We start from the raw sequence: 17,295 nt of genomic DNA, 5'->3' as shown, positions 1-17,295 counted from the left end.
GCCCACGACCACCGCCAGAGCCAACCCCGCCAGGACCACCCCCGCGAACGCGTCCTTCCTGGTCACAGCTGTCCTCCCGGTAGTGGTAAGCCTCTCACCTGCGACTACTCTATGAACACTGTTGTTCGCATTCCCGAGTAGCGAACTACTCGACTTCCAGCCTGACTCGAGTCCGAACCTTCTGCGTGCCCGCAGTTTTGGGGGCGGAGGCGGCATGGAACCCCCGAAAACCAGGGGCATCGAAACCCGTCGCGGAAGGGGTGACCGTTCGCACGACCCGTCGTTCGGGTGGGCTCCGGGGCCGGAATATTTCGGCCTCGCGGAGTGTCTATACTTTCCGTTTGGCAACCATGCCTAGTCGGTACCGGTTCACGCCGTGTGAGGCGACCCGGGACCAGTTGAAAGGACACCCATGAAGGCAGGAATTCACCCCACGTACGTCGATACGACGGTCGTGTGCGGCTGCGGCAACACCTTCCAGACCAAGAGCACCAAGGAGACCGGCCAGATCACGGTCGAGGTCTGCTCCCAGTGCCACCCGTTCTACACGGGCAAGCAGAAGATCCTGGACACCGGTGGCCGCGTGGCTCGCTTCGAGGCTCGCTACGGCAAGCGCCCGTCGAAGGCCGAGTCCAAGTAGCTTCCCTGACGACGCCCGTCTGCCCCGTGCAGGCGGGCGTCGCGGTGTTTCCAGGGTCGGGCCGCGGACGGCAGCGGAATGACCCGCAAACTGACTGTGCACGCCCTATCCGAGGAGAACCGCGATGGCCGACAAGATGGCCCCCTCCGCGATCGACGACATTCTGGCCGAGTACTCCGGGCTCGAGTCCCAGCTCGCGGACCCCGCGCTACACAACGACCCGGGTGCGGCCCGGCGCGTGGGCAAGCGCTTCGCCGAACTGGGTCCGATCATGTCGGCCTACAACAAGCTGACCTCCACGCGGGACGATCTGGCCGCCGCCGAGGAGCTGGCCGCCGACGACTCCTCCTTCGCGGCGGAGATCCCGGGTCTGCGCGCCCAGGTCGAGGAGTACGAGAAGGCGCTCACCGACCTGCTCGCCCCGCGCGACCCGCACGACGCCGATGATGTTGTGCTGGAAGTGAAGTCGGGCGAAGGCGGCGAGGAATCCGCGCTGTTCGCCTCCGATCTGGCCCGCATGTACATCCGCTACGCCGAACGGCACGGGTGGAAGGTCGAGATCCTGGACGCCACCACGACCGATATGGGCGGCTACAAGGAAGCCACCATCTCGATCAAGGCCAAGGAGCCCTCCCGCGACGGCGTGTGGTCCAAACTCAAGTTCGAGGGCGGCGTGCACCGCGTGCAGCGCGTGCCCGTCACCGAATCGCAGGGCCGCATCCACACCTCGGCCGCCGGCGTCCTGGTCTACCCCGAGCCCGACGAGGTCGAAGAGGTGCAGATCGACGACAAGGATCTGCGCATCGACGTCTACCGCTCCTCCGGCAAGGGCGGCCAGGGCGTCAACACCACCGACTCCGCGGTGCGCATCACCCACCTGCCCACCGGCATCGTGGTGACCTGTCAGAACGAGCGGTCGCAGCTGCAGAACAAGATGCGCGCCATGCAGGTGCTCGCCGCGCGCCTGCAGGCCCTGGCCGAGGAGCAGGCCGATCAGGAAGCCGCCGCCGGGCGCGCCACCCAGATCCGCACGGTCGACCGCTCCGAGCGGATTCGCACCTACAACTTCCCGGAGAACCGCATCGCCGATCACCGCATCGGTTTCAAGGCGCACAACCTCGACGCCGTGCTGCAGGGTGGTCTGGACGACCTGTTCACCGCCCTGGGCGAGGCCGATCGCGCGGCGCGCCTGGCCGCCGAATAGGGCACGCCGGGACCCCGCGCGACCGGCGCTCCGGCGGGCGGGATCCGTGAGAACATGGGTAACTCCCGGTGCGTCCCGGGACGATTTCCGTACCTGTCGCGGCATGTGCCGGCGCCGGGCGGCGGCTCCCGGGCCATCCGGTCCGGGCCCGGGACGGCGGACCAGAAGAAGCGAGGCTGCCACGTGATCGGCAACAGTTCGGGGGAGTCGGCGCATACGCGCGCACCCTTGCGTCCGGCGATACGCGAGGCGGTCGACACGCTGCGCGCCGCGGGGGTGCCCAGTCCCGAGGCCGATGCCGAACACCTTGCCGCCCATGTGCTCGGCGTGGACCGCATGCGCCTGGTGCTGGTGCCCGCGGTGACCGCCGACCAGCTCGAGGAGTTCCGCAAACTCGTCGATCGGCGTGCCGAACGCGTTCCGCTGCAACACCTTACGGGTACCGCGGCGATGGGGGAGATCGATCTGGCGGTCGGGCCCGGCGTTTTCGTGCCGCGCCCGGAAACCGAACTCGTCTTCGCCTGGGCGCTGGCGCAACTCGAAGCGGCGGGGCACGAGCATCAGCCGATCGTGGTCGATCTGTGCACCGGGTCGGGCGCCCTGGCCCTGGCCATCGCGCACGCCCGCCCCGACGCCCAGGTGCACGCGGTGGAACTGGACACCGAGGCGCTGGCGTGGGCCCGCCGCAACGCCCTGCAACTGGCCGACGAGGGCGACACCCCCATCGACCTGCACGCCGCCGACGTCACCGATCCCGCCCTGCTGGAACATCTCACCGGCCGGGTAGACGTCCTGGTATCCAATCCGCCCTACATTCCCGAGGCCGCGATCCTGGATCCCGAAGTGGCGGGCCATGATCCGCACCGCGCCCTGTTCGGCGGCCCCGACGGCCTCGACGTCATCCGCCCGATGATCCCCAACATCGCCCGCCTCCTGCGCCCCGGCGGCGTGGTCGCGATCGAGCACGACGACACCAACGGCTCCGGCGTCGCGGCCCTGCTGACCGCGGCCGGCTTCACCGAAGTCGCCGAACACCCCGACCTCGCGGGCAAACCCCGCTTCGTGGTGGCCCGCGCCGCGCACTGAATCACGCGGGACGTGGCCGGATCCCGCATTCGATCGCGAAACCCGGCGGCGGCGATGGCGTTCTCCGGCGTTCGTGCCAAGATGTTGCGCGTGAGTACCGTCTACGACTGTGCCGATTCCGATTCACGAGCCGCCGGACTGATCGCGGCCCGGAGTGCGCTGAAATCGGGGCGGCTGGCCGTCATTCCCACCGACACCCTCTACGGCCTGGCCGCCGACGCGTTCGACAGCCAGGCGGTCAGCGCGCTGCTCGCCGCCAAGCGCCGGGGCCGGGACATGCCGGTGCCGGTGCTCGTCGGTTCCTGGACCACCATCGACGGACTCGTCTTCTCGGTGCGCCCGCAGGCCCGCGACCTCATTCGCGCCTTCTGGCCCGGCGGCTTGAGTCTCGTTGTGCAGCAAGCGCCTTCGCTCGCCTGGGATCTGGGCGACACCCGCGGCACGGTCATGCTCCGCATGCCGCTGCATCCGGTGGCGCTCGAACTGCTGCGCGAGGTCGGCCCGCTGGCGGTCTCGAGCGCGAACGTCTCCGGGCAGCCGCCCGCCAAGACCGTCGACGAGGCCAAGGCGCAACTGGGTGAGCTGGTCGGGGTGTACCTCGACGGCGGCCCGGCCGATCACGCCGTCGCCTCCACCATCGTCGACCTCACCTCGGACGCACCGCGGGTACTGCGCGAGGGCGCGATCCCGGTGGAGAAGGTCGCGGAAGTCCTGGGCATGTCGCCCGAGGAACTGCGCTCGCCCGGTGAGCGGTGACGGCCGCCTAGATGCTGTTGAGTCAGGGCGTATTCAGCCAGGGCGCGGTCGTCCCACTGCGCGAGCTGCTGTTGGTGCTGCTCGTCGCCTCCGTCATCACCTTTCTGCTGACCGGTGGAATCCGGGTCATGGCAATCGGATTCGGCGCCGTGGCGGTGCCGCGCGAACGCGACGTGCACGTGAAGCCGGTGCCGCGCATGGGCGGATTGGGTATATATCTGGGTGTCCTCGCCGCGGTCATGTTCGCCCATCAATTGCCCGCCCTGCGCCGCGGCTTCGAGTATCCGAAGGACATTCCGGCGGTATTGGCGGCGGGCACGTTGATCGTGCTGGTCGGCATCATCGACGACCGCTGGGGTCTGGACGCGCTCACCAAATTCGTCGGGCAGATCACCGCGGCCGGGGTGATGGCCGTCATGGGCCTGAGCTGGGTCGCCATCTACAACCCTTTCACCAATGAGACGGTCGTGCTGGATCCGCTGCAGGGCGGCCTGGTCACCGTCGGCATCACCGTGACATTGATCAACGCCATGAATTTCGTGGACGGTCTCGACGGTTTGGCCGCGGGCCTGGGGTTCATCGCCTCGGTCGCGGTGTTCGTATTCACGGTGGGCCTGCTCTACGAGGTGGGCGGCGCGACAGACACCTATCCGCCCGCGCTGCTGGCCGCCGCGCTGGCCGGCGGTTGCCTGGGATTTCTCCCGCACAATTTCCAGCCCGCCCGAATTTTCATGGGCGACACCGGCTCCATGCTCATCGGATTGATGCTGGCCGCGGTGTCCACCGGCGCGTCCGGCCGAATTCCGCTGCAGGGTTACGGCCCGCGCGACATCGTCGGTCTGCTCTCGCCGCTGCTGCTGGTCGGCGCGGTCATGTTCATTCCGGTGCTCGATCTCGTGCTCGCGATCGTCCGCCGGGTGCGCGCCGGTGTGAGTTTCTCCACTCCGGACAAAATGCACCTGCATCACCGTTTGCTCCAGATCGGGCATTCGCACCGCCGCGTCGTGCTGCTGATCTACCTGTGGGTCAGCGTGCTGGCATTCGGCGCCGTCGGGACGTCATTGATGGATCGCACACTGGTGGTGCTGCTGTTCGCGGCCGGGCTGGTTTTCGCGCTCATCGTGACCGCGGTCCCATCGTGGCGCGGGCTGACCGGCCGGGTCGGCGACAGAACCGCCGGGTAAGGTTTCCGGACGTGAGCAAGCCTTCCGAACCAGATCCCGACGCCCCACTGCGGGCCGCGCTGCGCTACGGCATCGCCGGTTTGGCTGTGCTGGTTGTGATTTCGTCGATTGTGTCCACGATCGTCGCCGGCATGCCCGGCCTGTGGGGCGCCCTGCTCGGCGCCGCCATCGGCGGCGGGTTCATTCTGACGACCGCCGCCTCGGTGCTTTTCAGCGCGAAGGTCGAGTCCGGATTGCAGGGCATCGTGCTGCTCGGCAGCTGGGTGGGCAAGCTGCTGGTGGCCCTGGTGGTCGTGGCGGTCCTGCGGCGTTTCGACTTCTACAGCCCCGGCGCCCTGTTCCTGACGGTTGTCGGCGCGCTGCTCGTTGTGCTCGGTGCGGAGACGTACGGCCTTCTGCGCCAAAAGGTTCCGACCGTAGAGGTCGACCGCGAGCTGTAGTCGCGGGGCAGTTCACCGCTTGTTCAGACGGCCCCCTACACGCTGTCGTAGATAACTTGATAAAGTCTTTACCTGTAGCCAACCGAAGCACTAGGGGGGGTCACCTGAGACCCACCTGAGAGCAGGTTATGCTTACTGCCGTACCGGACCCGCAGGGTCACGGTTCTGCACCGTCGACGATGTCGCCGACGCGCGTACAGACGCCCGGGCTTGGCCCGAACAGCTGCTGACGAACTTCGAGCCGACCTGAGTCGACCACCAGATCGTCAATGTCCGATCGAACCGCAGGGAAGAAATCTCTTGCGGCCCGACCACGGGAGAGAACGCTGAGCGTCACCATTCTTGCGGGCGAGTTCCACGCGCCGTCGCTTAACGACTTCTTCCCTCCAGCAGTGCTGTTCGAGGGGACACTTTTTCAGCTCGATCGGCTGATGCTCATTCGCATCCTCATGTCGGCCGTTCTGCTGGCCGTCATGTTCGCGGCATTCCGCCGGCCGCAGCTGGTTCCCCGTGGGCTGCAGAATGTCGCGGAATCGGCGCTGGTGTTCGTCAAGGAGCAGATCTGTGACGAGATCCTCGGCAAGGAAACCGGCCGGAAGTTCTTCCCGCTCATCGCGACGATCTTCTTCTCGGTGCTGTTCCTGAACATCTCCGGCATCATTCCCGGATTGAACATCTCCTCGAATGCCCGCATCGGATTCCCGCTGGCCCTGGCCGTGCTCGCGTACGTGACGTTCAACTACGTCGGCATCAAGAAGTACGGCTTCCTGAAATACATGCGTTCGAGCATCGTCGTCCCCAACGTGCCGCCGGCCCTGCACCTGCTGCTGATCCCGATCGAGTTCATCTCGACCTTCGTGCTGCGCCCGTTCACCCTGACCGTCCGACTCATGGCGAACATGCTGGCCGGTCACATCATGCTGGTGCTGTTCTTCAGCGCCACCCAGTTCTTCCTGTTCGACGCCGCCTCCTGGATGAAGGTGTTCTCGCCGTTCTCGCTGCTCGCGGGCTTCGGCTTCACCCTCTTCGAAATGCTGGTGGTCTTCCTGCAGGCGTACGTGTTCGCGCTGCTGACCGCTGTCTACATCGGTCTCGCCGAGCACGCCGACTCCCACTGACCGACCGGTACCAAATTTCCACAAACCTGCTTCACACGCCGACGGCGGGTGGGCGACAGAAAGGGAAAACAACACCATGAGCAGCACCCTCTCGATCCTGGCGCAGGCGACTGAGACCAAGTCCACCGGCTTCGGCGCCATCGGCTACGGCCTCGCCGCGATCGGCCCCGGCATCGGCGTCGGCATCGTCGTCGGTAAGGCCATCGAGGGCATCGCGCGTCAGCCCGAGCTCCAGGGCACCATCCGCACCACCATGTTCCTCGGTATCGCGTTCACCGAGGCCCTGGCGCTGATCGGCCTCGTCGCCGGCTTCATCTTCTGATTCCGGATAATCAGCGATGAGCAACCTGACTTTGCTCGCGGCTGAGGGGTCCGAACAGAACCCCCTCATCCCGGAGCCGTATGACATTTTTTGGTCTGCGGTCTGCCTCCTGGTCATCGGTTTCGCGTTCTACAAGTACGTGGTTCCGCGTCTGACCAAGGTGCTCGACGAGCGCACGGAGAAGATCGAAGGCGGCATCGCCAAGGCCGAGGCCGTGCAGGCCGAGGCGCAGGCGACCCTGCAGCAGTACCAGGAGCAGCTGGCCGAGGCTCGCCTCGAGGCCGCGCGCATCCGTGAGGAAGCGCGTACCCAGGGCCAGACCATCCTGTCCCAGATGCGCTCCGATGCGCAGGCTGAGGCCGACCGTATCGTCGCCGCTGGTCAGACCCAGCTGGAGGCGCAGCGTCAGCAGATCGTGACCGAACTGCGGTCCGAGCTGGGCCGCACCGCGGTCGATTTGGCCGAGAAGATCATCGGTCAGTCGGTGGCCGACGAGGCCAAGCAGTCGGCGTCGATCGACCGGTTCCTCGCGGAGCTGGATTCGAACGCCGGCATCGGGGTCGGAAGGTAACGAACCGAAAGTGGGAAGCATGTACGCAGCGAGCCGCGAGGCGAGCTCCCGTGCGCGGGAAGCTCTTCGGGCCGCTCTGACCGGAAGCGACACCGTCGCGGCCACGACGGGCTCCGAACTGTTCGCCGTTGTCGCCGTCCTCGACGACCAGCGCTCGCTGCGTGTGGCGCTCGCGGATAAGTCGGTGTCCAGCGCGGCCCGCGCCGAGCTGGCCGAGCGCCTCTTCGGCGGCAAGATCAGCGCGGCCACCCAGGCGGTGCTGACCACCGCGGTGGCACAGGACTGGTCCCGTGCCCGCGACCTGGTCGACAGCCTGGTTCTGCTCGGCCGCGAGGCGTTGCTGCGTGCCGCGGAGGATCGCGGCCGCCTCACCGCCGTCGAGGACGAGCTGTTCCGGCTGGGCCGGATCGTCGACGACAACCCCGCGCTGGAGCAGGCGCTGACCGATCACGGCCAGTCGCTGACTGCCAAGCGTGACCTGGTGCAGCGTCTGCTCGCGGGCAAGGTCGAGGAGATCACCCTCGAACTGGTCCAGCAGGCCGTCGCTCGCAGCAAGAAGGGCGACATCGGCGCGGCTTTCGACCACCTGTCCGACCTGGCGGCGTCGCTCCGGGATCAGATCGTGGCGCACGTGCGCGCCGCCTCTGCCCTGACGACGCAGCAGCGCGAGCAGCTCGCTGCTTCGCTGCAGCGCATCTACGACAAGCCCGTCACGGTGCATGTGCAGGAAGACCCGAGCCTGCTGGCCGGCGTCGTCGTGCGCGTGGGCGACGACCTGATCGACGGCAGCGCCGTCGGCCGACTGCAGCGCTTGCGCCAGTCTCTCGCTTGAGACACGGCCGAGAAGCGCACTTACACACCGACTTACGAGACCACAGCGAGAGCAGGAAGAACATGGCGGAGCTGACGATCTCCCCCGATGAGATCCGTAGCGCGATCGAGAGCTACACCCAGAGCTACACCCCGGAAACCTCCATCGAGGAAGTGGGCGTGGTCACCGACACCGGCGACGGTATCGCCCACATCAGCGGCCTCCCGTCCGCGATGGCCAACGAGCTGCTGGAATTCCCCGGCGGCAAGCTCGGCGTCGCGTTGAACCTGGAGGACACCGAGATCGGTGCCGTCATCCTGGGTGAGTTCGACACCATCGAGGAGGGCCAGCAGGTCCGCCGTACCGGCGACGTGCTCTCGGTCCCCGTTGGCGACAAGTTCCTCGGTCGCGTCATCAACCCGCTGGGCGCCCCCATCGACGGCCTCGGCGACATCGAGGCCGACGAGCGTCGCGTGCTCGAGCTGCAGGCCGCCACCGTGCTGGAGCGTCAGCCCGTCGGTGAGCCCCTCGCGACCGGCATCACCGCGATCGACGCCCTGACCGCCATCGGCCGCGGCCAGCGTCAGCTCGTCATCGGTGACCGCAAGACCGGCAAGACCGCGGTCTGCATCGACGCCATCATCAACCAGAAGGCCAACTGGGCCACCGGCGATCCGACCAAGCAGGTGCGCTGCATCTACGTCGCGATCGGCCAGAAGGGTTCCACCATCGCGGGCGTCAAGGCCGCGCTGGAGGCTCACGGTGCGATGGAGTACACCACCATCGTCGCGGCCCCCGCGTCCGACTCCGCCGGCTTCAAGTGGCTGGCGCCGTACACCGGTTCGGCCCTGGGCCAGCACTGGATGTACCAGGGCAAGCACGTCCTGATCGTGTTCGACGACCTGTCGAAGCAGGCCGAGGCCTACCGCGCGATCTCGCTGCTGCTGCGCCGCCCGCCGGGCCGCGAGGCGTACCCGGGTGACGTCTTCTACCTGCACTCGCGTCTGCTCGAGCGTTCGGCCAAGCTGTCCGACGAGCTCGGTGCCGGTTCCATGACCGCGCTGCCGATCATCGAGACCAAGGCCAACGACGTCTCGGCGTTCATCCCGACCAACGTCATCTCCATCACCGACGGTCAGGTGTTCCTCGAGTCGGACCTCTTCAACAAGGGTGTCCGCCCGGCCATCAACGTCGGTATCTCCGTCTCCCGTGTCGGTGGCGCCGCGCAGACCAAGGCCATGAAGCAGGTCGCCGGCTCGCTGCGTCTGGAGCTCGCCTCCTACCGTGAGCTCGAGGCGTTCTCCGCCTTCGCCTCCGACCTCGACGCGGCCTCCCTGGCGCAGCTCGAGCGCGGCGCGCGCTGGGTCGAGCTGCTCAAGCAGGACCAGTACGCCCCGGTCGCGGTCGAGGACCAGGTCGTCTCGCTGTTCCTGGTCGACGCCGGCTACTACGACTCGGTGCCGGTCGGCGACGTCCGTCGCTTCAACTCCGAGCTGCTCGAGTTCCTGCACAGCTCCGTGCAGGAGTCCTTCGACGCCCTGCAGGGCGGCGCGAAGAAGATCGAGGGCGACACCGCCGACGCGATCAAGGCCGCGACCGACAAGTTCAAGCAGGGCTTCCTGGCTTCGGACGGCAGCCGCGTGGTCAACGAGGCCGAGGCCGGCGCGCTCGATCACGAAGAGGTCGAGTCGCTGTCCGTCACTCGCAAGCACGTCGAGAAGTAAGAGCGGCGAAGCTGATGCGAATGACTGTCTCGAGTAACGAAGGGAGTGTGACTGATGCCTAGCGTGCGCGAACTGCGCTCCCGAATTCGTTCCGTGAGCTCGATCAAGAAGATCACCAAGGCGCAAGAACTGATCGCGACATCGCGAATCAGCAAGGCGCAGGCCCGGGTCGCGGCGGCCAAGCCGTACGCGGAAGAGATCACCAAGGTGCTCGCCGAATTGGCAAGCGCCAGCGGCAATCTCAACCACCCGCTGCTCACCGAGCGTCCGAACGCGAAGCGTGCTGCGGTGCTGGTCATCACCAGTGACCGCGGCATGTGCGGTGGCTACAACTCCAACGTGCTCAAGCGCACCGAGGAGCTGCTGACCACCCTGCGCGCCGACGGCAAAGAGCCCGTGCTGTACGTGATGGGTTCGAAGGGCCTGACCTACTACACCTTCCGTGGTCGCGAGACCAACGGTGCGTGGACCGGGTTCTCGCAGTCGCCGAACTACGCCGATGCCTCCGCCGCCTGCAACCACCTGGTCGAGGCGTTCATGGCGGGCGCCGACGGCGAGGTCGCGGCACCCAACGGACTCGGCACCATTGCCGGCGTCGACGAACTGCACATCGTCTACACGCGTTTCGTGTCGATGCTGTCGCAGGTGCCGGAGGTTCGCCGACTGGCTCCCATCCAGGTGAGCTACGTGGACGAGAACTTCGAACTGGGTGAGGACAGCTTCTCGGACGGCAACGCCGAGGCTGCGGCTCAGTACGAGTTCGAGCCGGATGCGAACGTCCTGCTGGGCGCGCTGCTGCCGAAGTACATCAACACTCGGATTTACTCGTCGCTGCTCGACGCGGCGGCATCGGAGTCGGCTGCGCGCCGCACCGCGATGAAGGCGGCCACCGATAACGCGACGGATCTGGTGAATTCACTGACCCGTACCGCGAACTCGCTGCGCCAGGCCGGAATCACGCAGGAAATCACGGAAATCGTCGGCGGCGCCAACGCGCTGGCTTCGAGCTCGGACCGCGACTAGAGCCAGGAAGAAGAAGCAATGACCGCAAGTGTCACCACAGAGACCCGGGTTGGCGCCGGCACTGGCCGCGTCTCCCGCGTCATCGGACCCGTCGTGGACGTCGAGTTCCCGCGCGGTTCGATCCCCGAGCTGTACAACGCGCTGAACGTTGACATCGCGCTGAAGTCCGTTGCCAAGACGCTGACCCTCGAGGTTGCACAGCACCTGGGCGACAACATCGTTCGCACCATCTCCATGCAGCCGACCGACGGTCTGGTGCGTGGCGTCGAGGTGCGCGACACCGGCAAGCCGATCTCGGTTCCGGTCGGCGATGTCGTCAAGGGCCACGTGTTCAACGCGCTCGGCGACTGCCTCGATTCCCCCGGCCTGGGCCGCGACGGCGAGCAGTGGGGCATCCACCGCCAGCCGCCCGCCTTCGACCAGCTCGAGGGTAAGACCGAGATCCTGGAGACGGGCGTCAAGGTCATCGACCTCCTCACCCCGTACGTCAAGGGTGGCAAGATCGGTCTGTTCGGTGGCGCCGGTGTCGGCAAGACCGTTCTGATCCAGGAGATGATCACCCGTATCGCTCGCGAGTTCTCCGGCACCTCGGTGTTCGCGGGCGTCGGTGAGCGTACCCGTGAGGGCACCGACCTCCACCTGGAAATGGAAGAGATGGGCGTCCTTCAGGACACCGCCCTCGTCTTCGGCCAGATGGACGAGCCGCCGGGCACGCGTATGCGCGTCGCCCTGTCGGCCCTGACCATGGCGGAGTACTTCCGTGACGTGCAGAACCAGGACGTTCTGCTCTTCATCGACAACATCTTCCGCTTCACCCAGGCCGGCTCCGAGGTTTCGACCCTGCTGGGTCGTATGCCCTCGGCCGTGGGTTACCAGCCCACCCTGGCGGACGAGATGGGTCAGCTCCAGGAGCGGATCACCTCGACCCGCGGTCGCTCGATCACCTCGATGCAGGCGATCTACGTCCCCGCCGACGACTACACCGACCCGGCGCCGGCGACCACCTTCGCCCACCTCGATGCGACGACCGAGCTTTCGCGCCCGATCTCGCAGAAGGGCATCTACCCGGCCGTCGACCCGCTGACCTCGACCTCTCGTATCCTCGAGGCGTCCATCGTCGGCGACCGTCACTTCCAGGTGGCCAACGAGGTCAAGCGGATCCTGCAGAAGTACAAGGAACTGCAGGACATCATCGCCATCCTCGGTATGGACGAGCTCTCCGAAGGCGACAAGGTCCTCGTCGGCCGTGCCCGTCGTCTGGAGAAGTTCCTCGGCCAGAACTTCATCGTGGCCGAGAAGTTCACCGGCCAGCCGGGTTCCGTCGTGCCGCTGGAGCAGACCATCGACGACTTCGATCGCGTCTGCAAGGGCGAGTTCGACCACCTGCCCGAGCAGGCGTTCAACTCCTGCGGTGGCCTGGACGACGTCGAGGCCGCTGCGAAGAAGATCGCCGGGAAGTAGTCACCCATGGCAACTGTGTCTTCTGATTCAAGGGACATGTCCGTTGACCTGGTCGCCGTCGAGCGACTGCTGTGGTCGGGCCGGGCGAAGTTCGTCTCGGCCCAGACCACCGAGGGTGAGATCGGCATCCTGGCCGGCCACGAACCGCTGCTCGGTCAGCTGGTCGAGGCCGGCACGGTGACCATCGTGTCCGACAGCGACGAGCGCATCGTCGCGGCCGTGCACGGCGGATTCTTCTCCGTCACCGGCACTTCGGTGCGGGTGCTGGCCGAGACCGCCGATTTCGCCGCCGACATCGACGAGGCGGCCGCCAAGGCCGTGCTCGCCGACGCCGACGCGAGCCCGGCCGCACAGGCCAAGGCGCAGGGGCAGATTCGCGCCCTGGCGAAGGCTGCCGAAGCCTGATCGCTGTAAAGGCAGGCTTCCGAGTCTGATTCGAGTTTCCACTCGGCAAACGAGCGGCGATTCCGGGAAATGTCCCGGGATCGCCGCTCTTGTCGTTTACACTCGGGCACCGGTGTCGAATGTGATCTGAAACATTCGTGCAGAGCCGAGCTATTCCTGGATTTCCAGTTACCTCTGAGTTTTTCGGCATTACCTCAACGAGTTGGCGCAGCGTGGTCGCCTCTGGTTTCGGTGGAGTGCGGCCTCGCGACGATGAGCGAGGGATGAATGAACGTATTTCGGATCGGTCGATGGAGTATCGCCGCGGCCGCCGCGACAGTGCTCGGATTTCTCACGCCGGGAACGGCCGCGGCGGATGTCACGGTGGCGCTGCCGGACGGTCACATCGAGCGCCCCGGTGTCCGGATCACGAGTGTCGGTGAGCGGGCGATCATTTCGCCCTCCCTGGCGGCGAACGGCGCCGGCCGCACGGCCTGGGTGACGGGCACGGTGAGTGCCGAGGTGGAGACGCCGGACGGGGTGATCGGGCCCAATAACGGCGCCCAGAATCAGCCGGGTACCAATGGCTCCTCGACACACGGCGCGTCCGGTCTGACGGTCGGCTATATCGTCGGCTGCCAGGTCGCGCTGGGCGCGCTGGGCGCCAATGAAGCGGTCACGCTCGGTGCCCAGCCGATGGTCACCGCGGGCTTGAATTTCCCATTGTCGGCGGGGCAGGTCGCATTTGTCGCGATCGACAATATCGATATGCCGAAGAGCGGCACCTATCACATTCAGTACCAGGACGCGCCCATGGAGGTTCAGGGCTGCGCCGGATACGCGCAGGCCCGGCAATTCTCGGTGGTCGAAATCGTCGGCGCGCACTACAAGAAGATCAGCCTGTACGGGCAGCCGTTCAGCCTCGGCTGAGCGCGCCCGCCTCGATTGCGAAGGGATCGTATGTTCGGGACGGGAAAGATTGTGGGCGGCAAGGCTTTCGGAGTCCTCACCGGTGGCCTGGCGGTCGCGGCGCTGGCGGTGCTGTGCCCGGTCCAGCCGGGCCGGGCGCACGCGGACACCGACATTCCGCTCCCGGGCGGCAGCATCAGCCGCACGCTGGTGGACGGTTCGGTGGTGACCGTGCGCCTGGAGGAGGAGTCGGCGCGCATCAGCCCGTCGATGGGCTCGACGCCGGCGCACCGCAACGTGTGGGTGTCCGGGCGCGGGGTGGTGGACGTGTCCGGGCCCAGTGCGCAGAAGAGCACGATCAAGATCACTCCCGGCTACCTCGTCGGCTGTCAGGTGGACATCGGCACGATCAGCGGGAACAACAACGGGCAGGGCGTGGACGCCGACGGCGACCCGACCACCCCCATGGCGCTGGCGCAGTCCGTCGGCACCGGCATCACCTTCGGGCCCGGGCAGTCGGTGGCCCGCATGATGCTCGATCTCGAGCAGCCCGACGACTACGGCAACGAGATCCACTACCGCCGCAACAAGGTGCCGGGCCCGCATGCCAGCGTCACCTGGTTCGACGAGACCTTCGACGTGAACGGCTGCGGCGGCTACGCCCAGGCGCGTGCGTTCGTCGTCGCCTCGGTGGGCACCGAGACCCAGATCGGCGATGTCGTGCTGTGGGGCGCCCCGTTCTCCATGGGCTGAAGCCGCAGGTGAGCTGAGCAGGGCATACGTCACATTCGGTGGATGGCCGGACCTCGTGTCGGAGCGGTCGCTACTATCGACCAAACACGGGGCCCGGCTTTTGCCGGCCGAGCTCGACGGCCACGCGGATGTGAAGAGACGGAGCAGCATTGCGAACTGGGATGGTGGTCCTGATCATTCTGGTGCTGCTGCTTGTCGGTTTGGCCTTGGCCTCGACCTATCGCCTGATCATGCTCCGCCGCGGTGGCACCGCCGCGTTGCTGCGGGTTCTCCCCGCTCGCGGGCATGGTGGGGGCTGGCGGCACGGTCTGATCCGGTACGGCGAGGACAACCTCGTCTTCTACAAGCTCTCCAGTCTCAAGCTCGGCCCGGACAGTGCGATCCGCCGCCTCGACATCGAGGTGGGCAACCGCCGCAGTCCCCAGGGCGACGAGTACGACATCATGACCGACGAGGCCATCGTCATGATCTCCGACAGTGACGGCAGCTACGAGCTGGCGCTGGATCGCGGCGCGCTCGCGGCGTTCCTGTCCTGGGTCGAGTCCCGGCCGTCCGAGCGCATCCGCCGCCGCAGGTAGCCGCGCCGCATCGGGGTTCGCCGCGGTTCACGCGCGGCTAGTCTGGGCCCTGTGAGTGTGCACTTGACGAGGATCTACACCCGTACCGGCGACGACGGGACAACCGGACTCAGCGACTTCTCGCGGGTGTCCAAGACCGATCCCCGGCTGATCGCCTACGCCGACTGTGACGAAGCCAATGCGGCGCTCGGCGTCGCCATCTCGCTCGGCGATCCGGACGAGCGGATTCGCACGGTGCTGCGCGCGGTCCAGAACGACCTCTTCGACGCCGGCGCGGACCTGTCCACCCCCGTGGTCGCGGACCCGAAGTATCCGCCGCTGCGCATCACCCAGCCCTACATCGACCGCCTCGAGAAATGGTGCGATGAGTTCAATGAGCCTCTGGCGCCGTTGAATTCGTTCATTCTGCCCGGCGGCACCCCGCTCGCGGCGCTGTTGCACACGGCGCGCACGGTGGCGCGGCGCGCCGAACGCTCGGCGTGGGCGGCGGTGGATGCGCACCCCGAGGACACCAGCGCACTGCCCGCGAAGTACCTCAACCGGCTGTCCGACCTGCTGTTCATTCTGGGCCGGGTGGCCAACCCGGATGGCGACATCCTCTGGCGGCCGGGCGGAGAGGCCACGAGCGCGGAGACGGACCACTAGGCTGACCCCCGTGAGTGAACGGTTTCTGGTGACCGGGGGCAGCAGGCTCGTCGGTGAGGTCGCGGTAGGCGGCGCGAAGAACAGCGTCCTCAAGCTGATGGCCGCCGCGCTGCTGGCCGAAGGCACGACGACGATCACGAACTGCCCGGACATCCTGGATGTGCCGCTGATGGCAGACGTACTGCGCGGCCTCGGCTGCGATGTCACGATCGTCGGCGGGACGGTGGCCATCACGACGCCGCCGGAGCCCAAGTACCACGCCGACTTCCCGGCGGTCACCCAGTTCCGCGCGTCGGTGTGTGTGCTGGGTCCGCTGATGGCGCGCTGCAAGCGCGCGGTCGTGGCGCTGCCGGGCGGCGATGCCATCGGATCGCGGCCGCTGGACATGCACCAGCAGGGGCTACGGCTGCTCGGCGCGACCAGCGAGATCGAGCACGGTTGTCTGGTGGCGCGGGCGGAGGAGTTGCAGGGCGCCCGTATCCGCCTGGACTTCCCGTCGGTGGGCGCGACCGAGAACATCCTCATGGCGGCGGTGCTCGCCGAGGGGGAGACGGTCATCGACAACGCCGCGCGCGAGCCGGAGATCGTGGACCTGTGCACGATGCTGTCTCGGATGGGCGCGGTCATCTCCGGTGCAGGCACCTCGGTGCTGACCATCCAGGGCGTGGACAAGCTCGCCCCGATCGAGCACCGCGTCATCGGCGATCGCATCGTCGCGGCCACCTGGGGTATCGCCGCGGCCATGACGCAGGGCGATGTCCGGGTCACCGGCATCAATCCGAAGCATCTGTCACTGGTCCTGGACAAGCTGCGGTCGGCCGGTGCGCGAATCTCGTTCGAACCGGACGGTTTTCGCGTCGTGCAGTCCGATCGGCCGCGCGCGGTGAACTTCTCGACGCTGCCGTTCCCGGGGTTCCCCACCGATCTGCAGCCCATGGCCATCGGCCTGGCCGCGATCGCGGACGGCACCTCGATGATCACCGAGAACATCTTCGAGGCGCGGTTCCGCTTCGTGGAGGAGATGATCCGCCTGGGCGCCGACGCCCGCACCGATGGGCATCACGCTGTGGTGCGCGGTATTCCGCGGCTGTCGAGCGCGCCGGTGTGGAGCTCGGACATCCGGGCCGGCGCTGGTCTGGTGCTCGCGGGTCTGGTGGCCGACGGCGTGACCGAGGTCCACGACGTGTTCCACATCGACCGGGGCTACCCGGATTTCGTGGAGAACCTGCGGTCGCTGGGTGCGGAGATCGAACGTGTCGGCGCGGCGGACTGATCGACGCCGGTAGTGCCGACTAGTCGGTATTTCCAGGCGCGCGAACCGGTTTTGCCGGCGCGCATCGGGGTAATCGACGGGCAGCTGAACGGCAGGGGTCTGGAGTGCTTCGCGAAAACCCCTCCTGAACAGGCGATTTGACATGCGAACAACCAACACGTAACTTATTCCAGGTCAGAGCGACACGGACACCGACCAGGGGCCGAGACGCCGAGCCGAGAGGCTCAGCGCGGGAACCGGGTGAACGAGGTTGTACGAGGAGCGCCTGATGTTCACATTGGCTCAACCCAGCAGGCGATTTTGTTTCTGCCAGGTTACGAGCTAAGCTTTGGAAGCAGCCACGGAGACCGACCGGGACAAAGAGCCCGCGAAGTTCCGTGTGCGTGTGTTCTTTGAGAACTCAATAGTGTGTC

The 17,295-nt window shown here is 66.8% G+C and carries 19 protein-coding genes; all 19 read left to right on the top strand.

What is annotated here, in order from left to right; all coding sequences use genetic code 11:
• The first annotated feature begins 412 nt into the window (after positions 1–412).
• The 19 genes from rpmE (at position 413) to murA (ending at position 16,882) form a co-directional block, all read left to right on the top strand.
• Positions 413–640, top strand: coding sequence for a 50S ribosomal protein L31 (gene rpmE / locus ACWDOP_RS37155; RefSeq protein WP_454202561.1), 228 nt, complete (start codon positions 413–415; stop codon positions 638–640).
• Positions 641–764: 124 nt separating this feature from the next.
• Entirely contained in the window at positions 765–1,844 is a 1,080-nt protein-coding gene (prfA, locus tag ACWDOP_RS37150) for a peptide chain release factor 1 (RefSeq protein ID WP_454209101.1), read from the top strand.
• A gap of 183 nt (positions 1,845–2,027) precedes the next feature.
• A complete protein-coding gene (prmC, locus tag ACWDOP_RS37145) occupies positions 2,028–2,930 on the top strand; it encodes a peptide chain release factor N(5)-glutamine methyltransferase (protein WP_456348807.1) in 903 nt (300 codons plus the stop codon).
• 90 nt (positions 2,931–3,020) lie between these two features.
• Positions 3,021–3,686 (top strand): L-threonylcarbamoyladenylate synthase, encoded by a 666-nt coding sequence (locus ACWDOP_RS37140; protein ID WP_454209104.1) that lies wholly within the window; start codon positions 3,021–3,023, stop codon positions 3,684–3,686.
• Between the two features lie 11 nt (positions 3,687–3,697).
• Positions 3,698–4,870, top strand: coding sequence for an MraY family glycosyltransferase (locus ACWDOP_RS37135; RefSeq protein WP_454209106.1), 1,173 nt, complete (start codon positions 3,698–3,700; stop codon positions 4,868–4,870).
• An 11-nt stretch (positions 4,871–4,881) separates the two neighbouring features.
• Entirely contained in the window at positions 4,882–5,310 is a 429-nt protein-coding gene (locus tag ACWDOP_RS37130) for a hypothetical protein (protein WP_456348806.1), read from the top strand.
• Positions 5,311–5,579: 269 nt separating this feature from the next.
• Positions 5,580–6,428 carry a F0F1 ATP synthase subunit A gene (gene atpB, locus ACWDOP_RS37125; protein WP_454209110.1) on the top strand — a complete coding sequence of 283 codons (849 nt, stop codon included), beginning with the start codon at positions 5,580–5,582 and terminating at the stop codon, positions 6,426–6,428.
• 76 nt (positions 6,429–6,504) lie between these two features.
• Positions 6,505–6,750, top strand: a complete 246-nt coding sequence (locus tag ACWDOP_RS37120; RefSeq protein ID WP_454209112.1) for an ATP synthase F0 subunit C — start codon at positions 6,505–6,507, stop codon at positions 6,748–6,750.
• A 16-nt stretch (positions 6,751–6,766) separates the two neighbouring features.
• On the top strand, positions 6,767–7,321 hold the full coding sequence (locus ACWDOP_RS37115; protein ID WP_454209113.1) for a F0F1 ATP synthase subunit B: 555 nt from the start codon (positions 6,767–6,769) through the stop codon (positions 7,319–7,321).
• 19 nt (positions 7,322–7,340) lie between these two features.
• Complete coding sequence (locus ACWDOP_RS37110; RefSeq protein ID WP_456348805.1) at positions 7,341–8,153, top strand: F0F1 ATP synthase subunit delta; 813 nt, start codon at positions 7,341–7,343, stop codon at positions 8,151–8,153.
• A gap of 62 nt (positions 8,154–8,215) precedes the next feature.
• Positions 8,216–9,856, top strand: coding sequence for a F0F1 ATP synthase subunit alpha (atpA, locus tag ACWDOP_RS37105; RefSeq protein WP_454209115.1), 1,641 nt, complete (start codon positions 8,216–8,218; stop codon positions 9,854–9,856).
• 54 nt (positions 9,857–9,910) lie between these two features.
• On the top strand, positions 9,911–10,879 hold the full coding sequence (locus ACWDOP_RS37100; protein ID WP_454209116.1) for a F0F1 ATP synthase subunit gamma: 969 nt from the start codon (positions 9,911–9,913) through the stop codon (positions 10,877–10,879).
• Positions 10,880–10,897: 18 nt separating this feature from the next.
• Complete coding sequence (gene atpD, locus ACWDOP_RS37095; protein ID WP_354986846.1) at positions 10,898–12,340, top strand: F0F1 ATP synthase subunit beta; 1,443 nt, start codon at positions 10,898–10,900, stop codon at positions 12,338–12,340.
• 6 nt (positions 12,341–12,346) lie between these two features.
• The gene (locus ACWDOP_RS37090; protein WP_454209117.1) at positions 12,347–12,745 is read left to right on the top strand and encodes a F0F1 ATP synthase subunit epsilon; all 399 of its coding nucleotides are present in this window, start codon (positions 12,347–12,349) and stop codon (positions 12,743–12,745) included.
• Positions 12,746–13,012: 267 nt separating this feature from the next.
• Positions 13,013–13,654, top strand: a complete 642-nt coding sequence (locus ACWDOP_RS37085; protein WP_456348804.1) for an MspA family porin — start codon at positions 13,013–13,015, stop codon at positions 13,652–13,654.
• Positions 13,655–13,684: 30 nt separating this feature from the next.
• On the top strand, positions 13,685–14,386 hold the full coding sequence (locus tag ACWDOP_RS37080) for an MspA family porin (protein ID WP_456348803.1): 702 nt from the start codon (positions 13,685–13,687) through the stop codon (positions 14,384–14,386).
• 149 nt (positions 14,387–14,535) lie between these two features.
• Positions 14,536–14,964, top strand: coding sequence for a DUF2550 domain-containing protein (locus ACWDOP_RS37075; RefSeq protein WP_454209120.1), 429 nt, complete (start codon positions 14,536–14,538; stop codon positions 14,962–14,964).
• A 51-nt stretch (positions 14,965–15,015) separates the two neighbouring features.
• The gene (locus ACWDOP_RS37070) at positions 15,016–15,609 is read left to right on the top strand and encodes a cob(I)yrinic acid a,c-diamide adenosyltransferase (RefSeq protein ID WP_456348802.1); all 594 of its coding nucleotides are present in this window, start codon (positions 15,016–15,018) and stop codon (positions 15,607–15,609) included.
• Between the two features lie 10 nt (positions 15,610–15,619).
• On the top strand, positions 15,620–16,882 hold the full coding sequence (gene murA, locus ACWDOP_RS37065; protein ID WP_454209121.1) for a UDP-N-acetylglucosamine 1-carboxyvinyltransferase: 1,263 nt from the start codon (positions 15,620–15,622) through the stop codon (positions 16,880–16,882).
• Positions 16,883–17,295: the final 413 nt, after the last annotated feature.

The sequence above is a fragment of the Nocardia sp. NPDC003693 genome, from assembly GCF_053981095.1.
The sequence above is the reverse complement of the archived record's forward strand: the minus strand, read 5'-3'. Positions and strand labels throughout refer to the sequence as shown.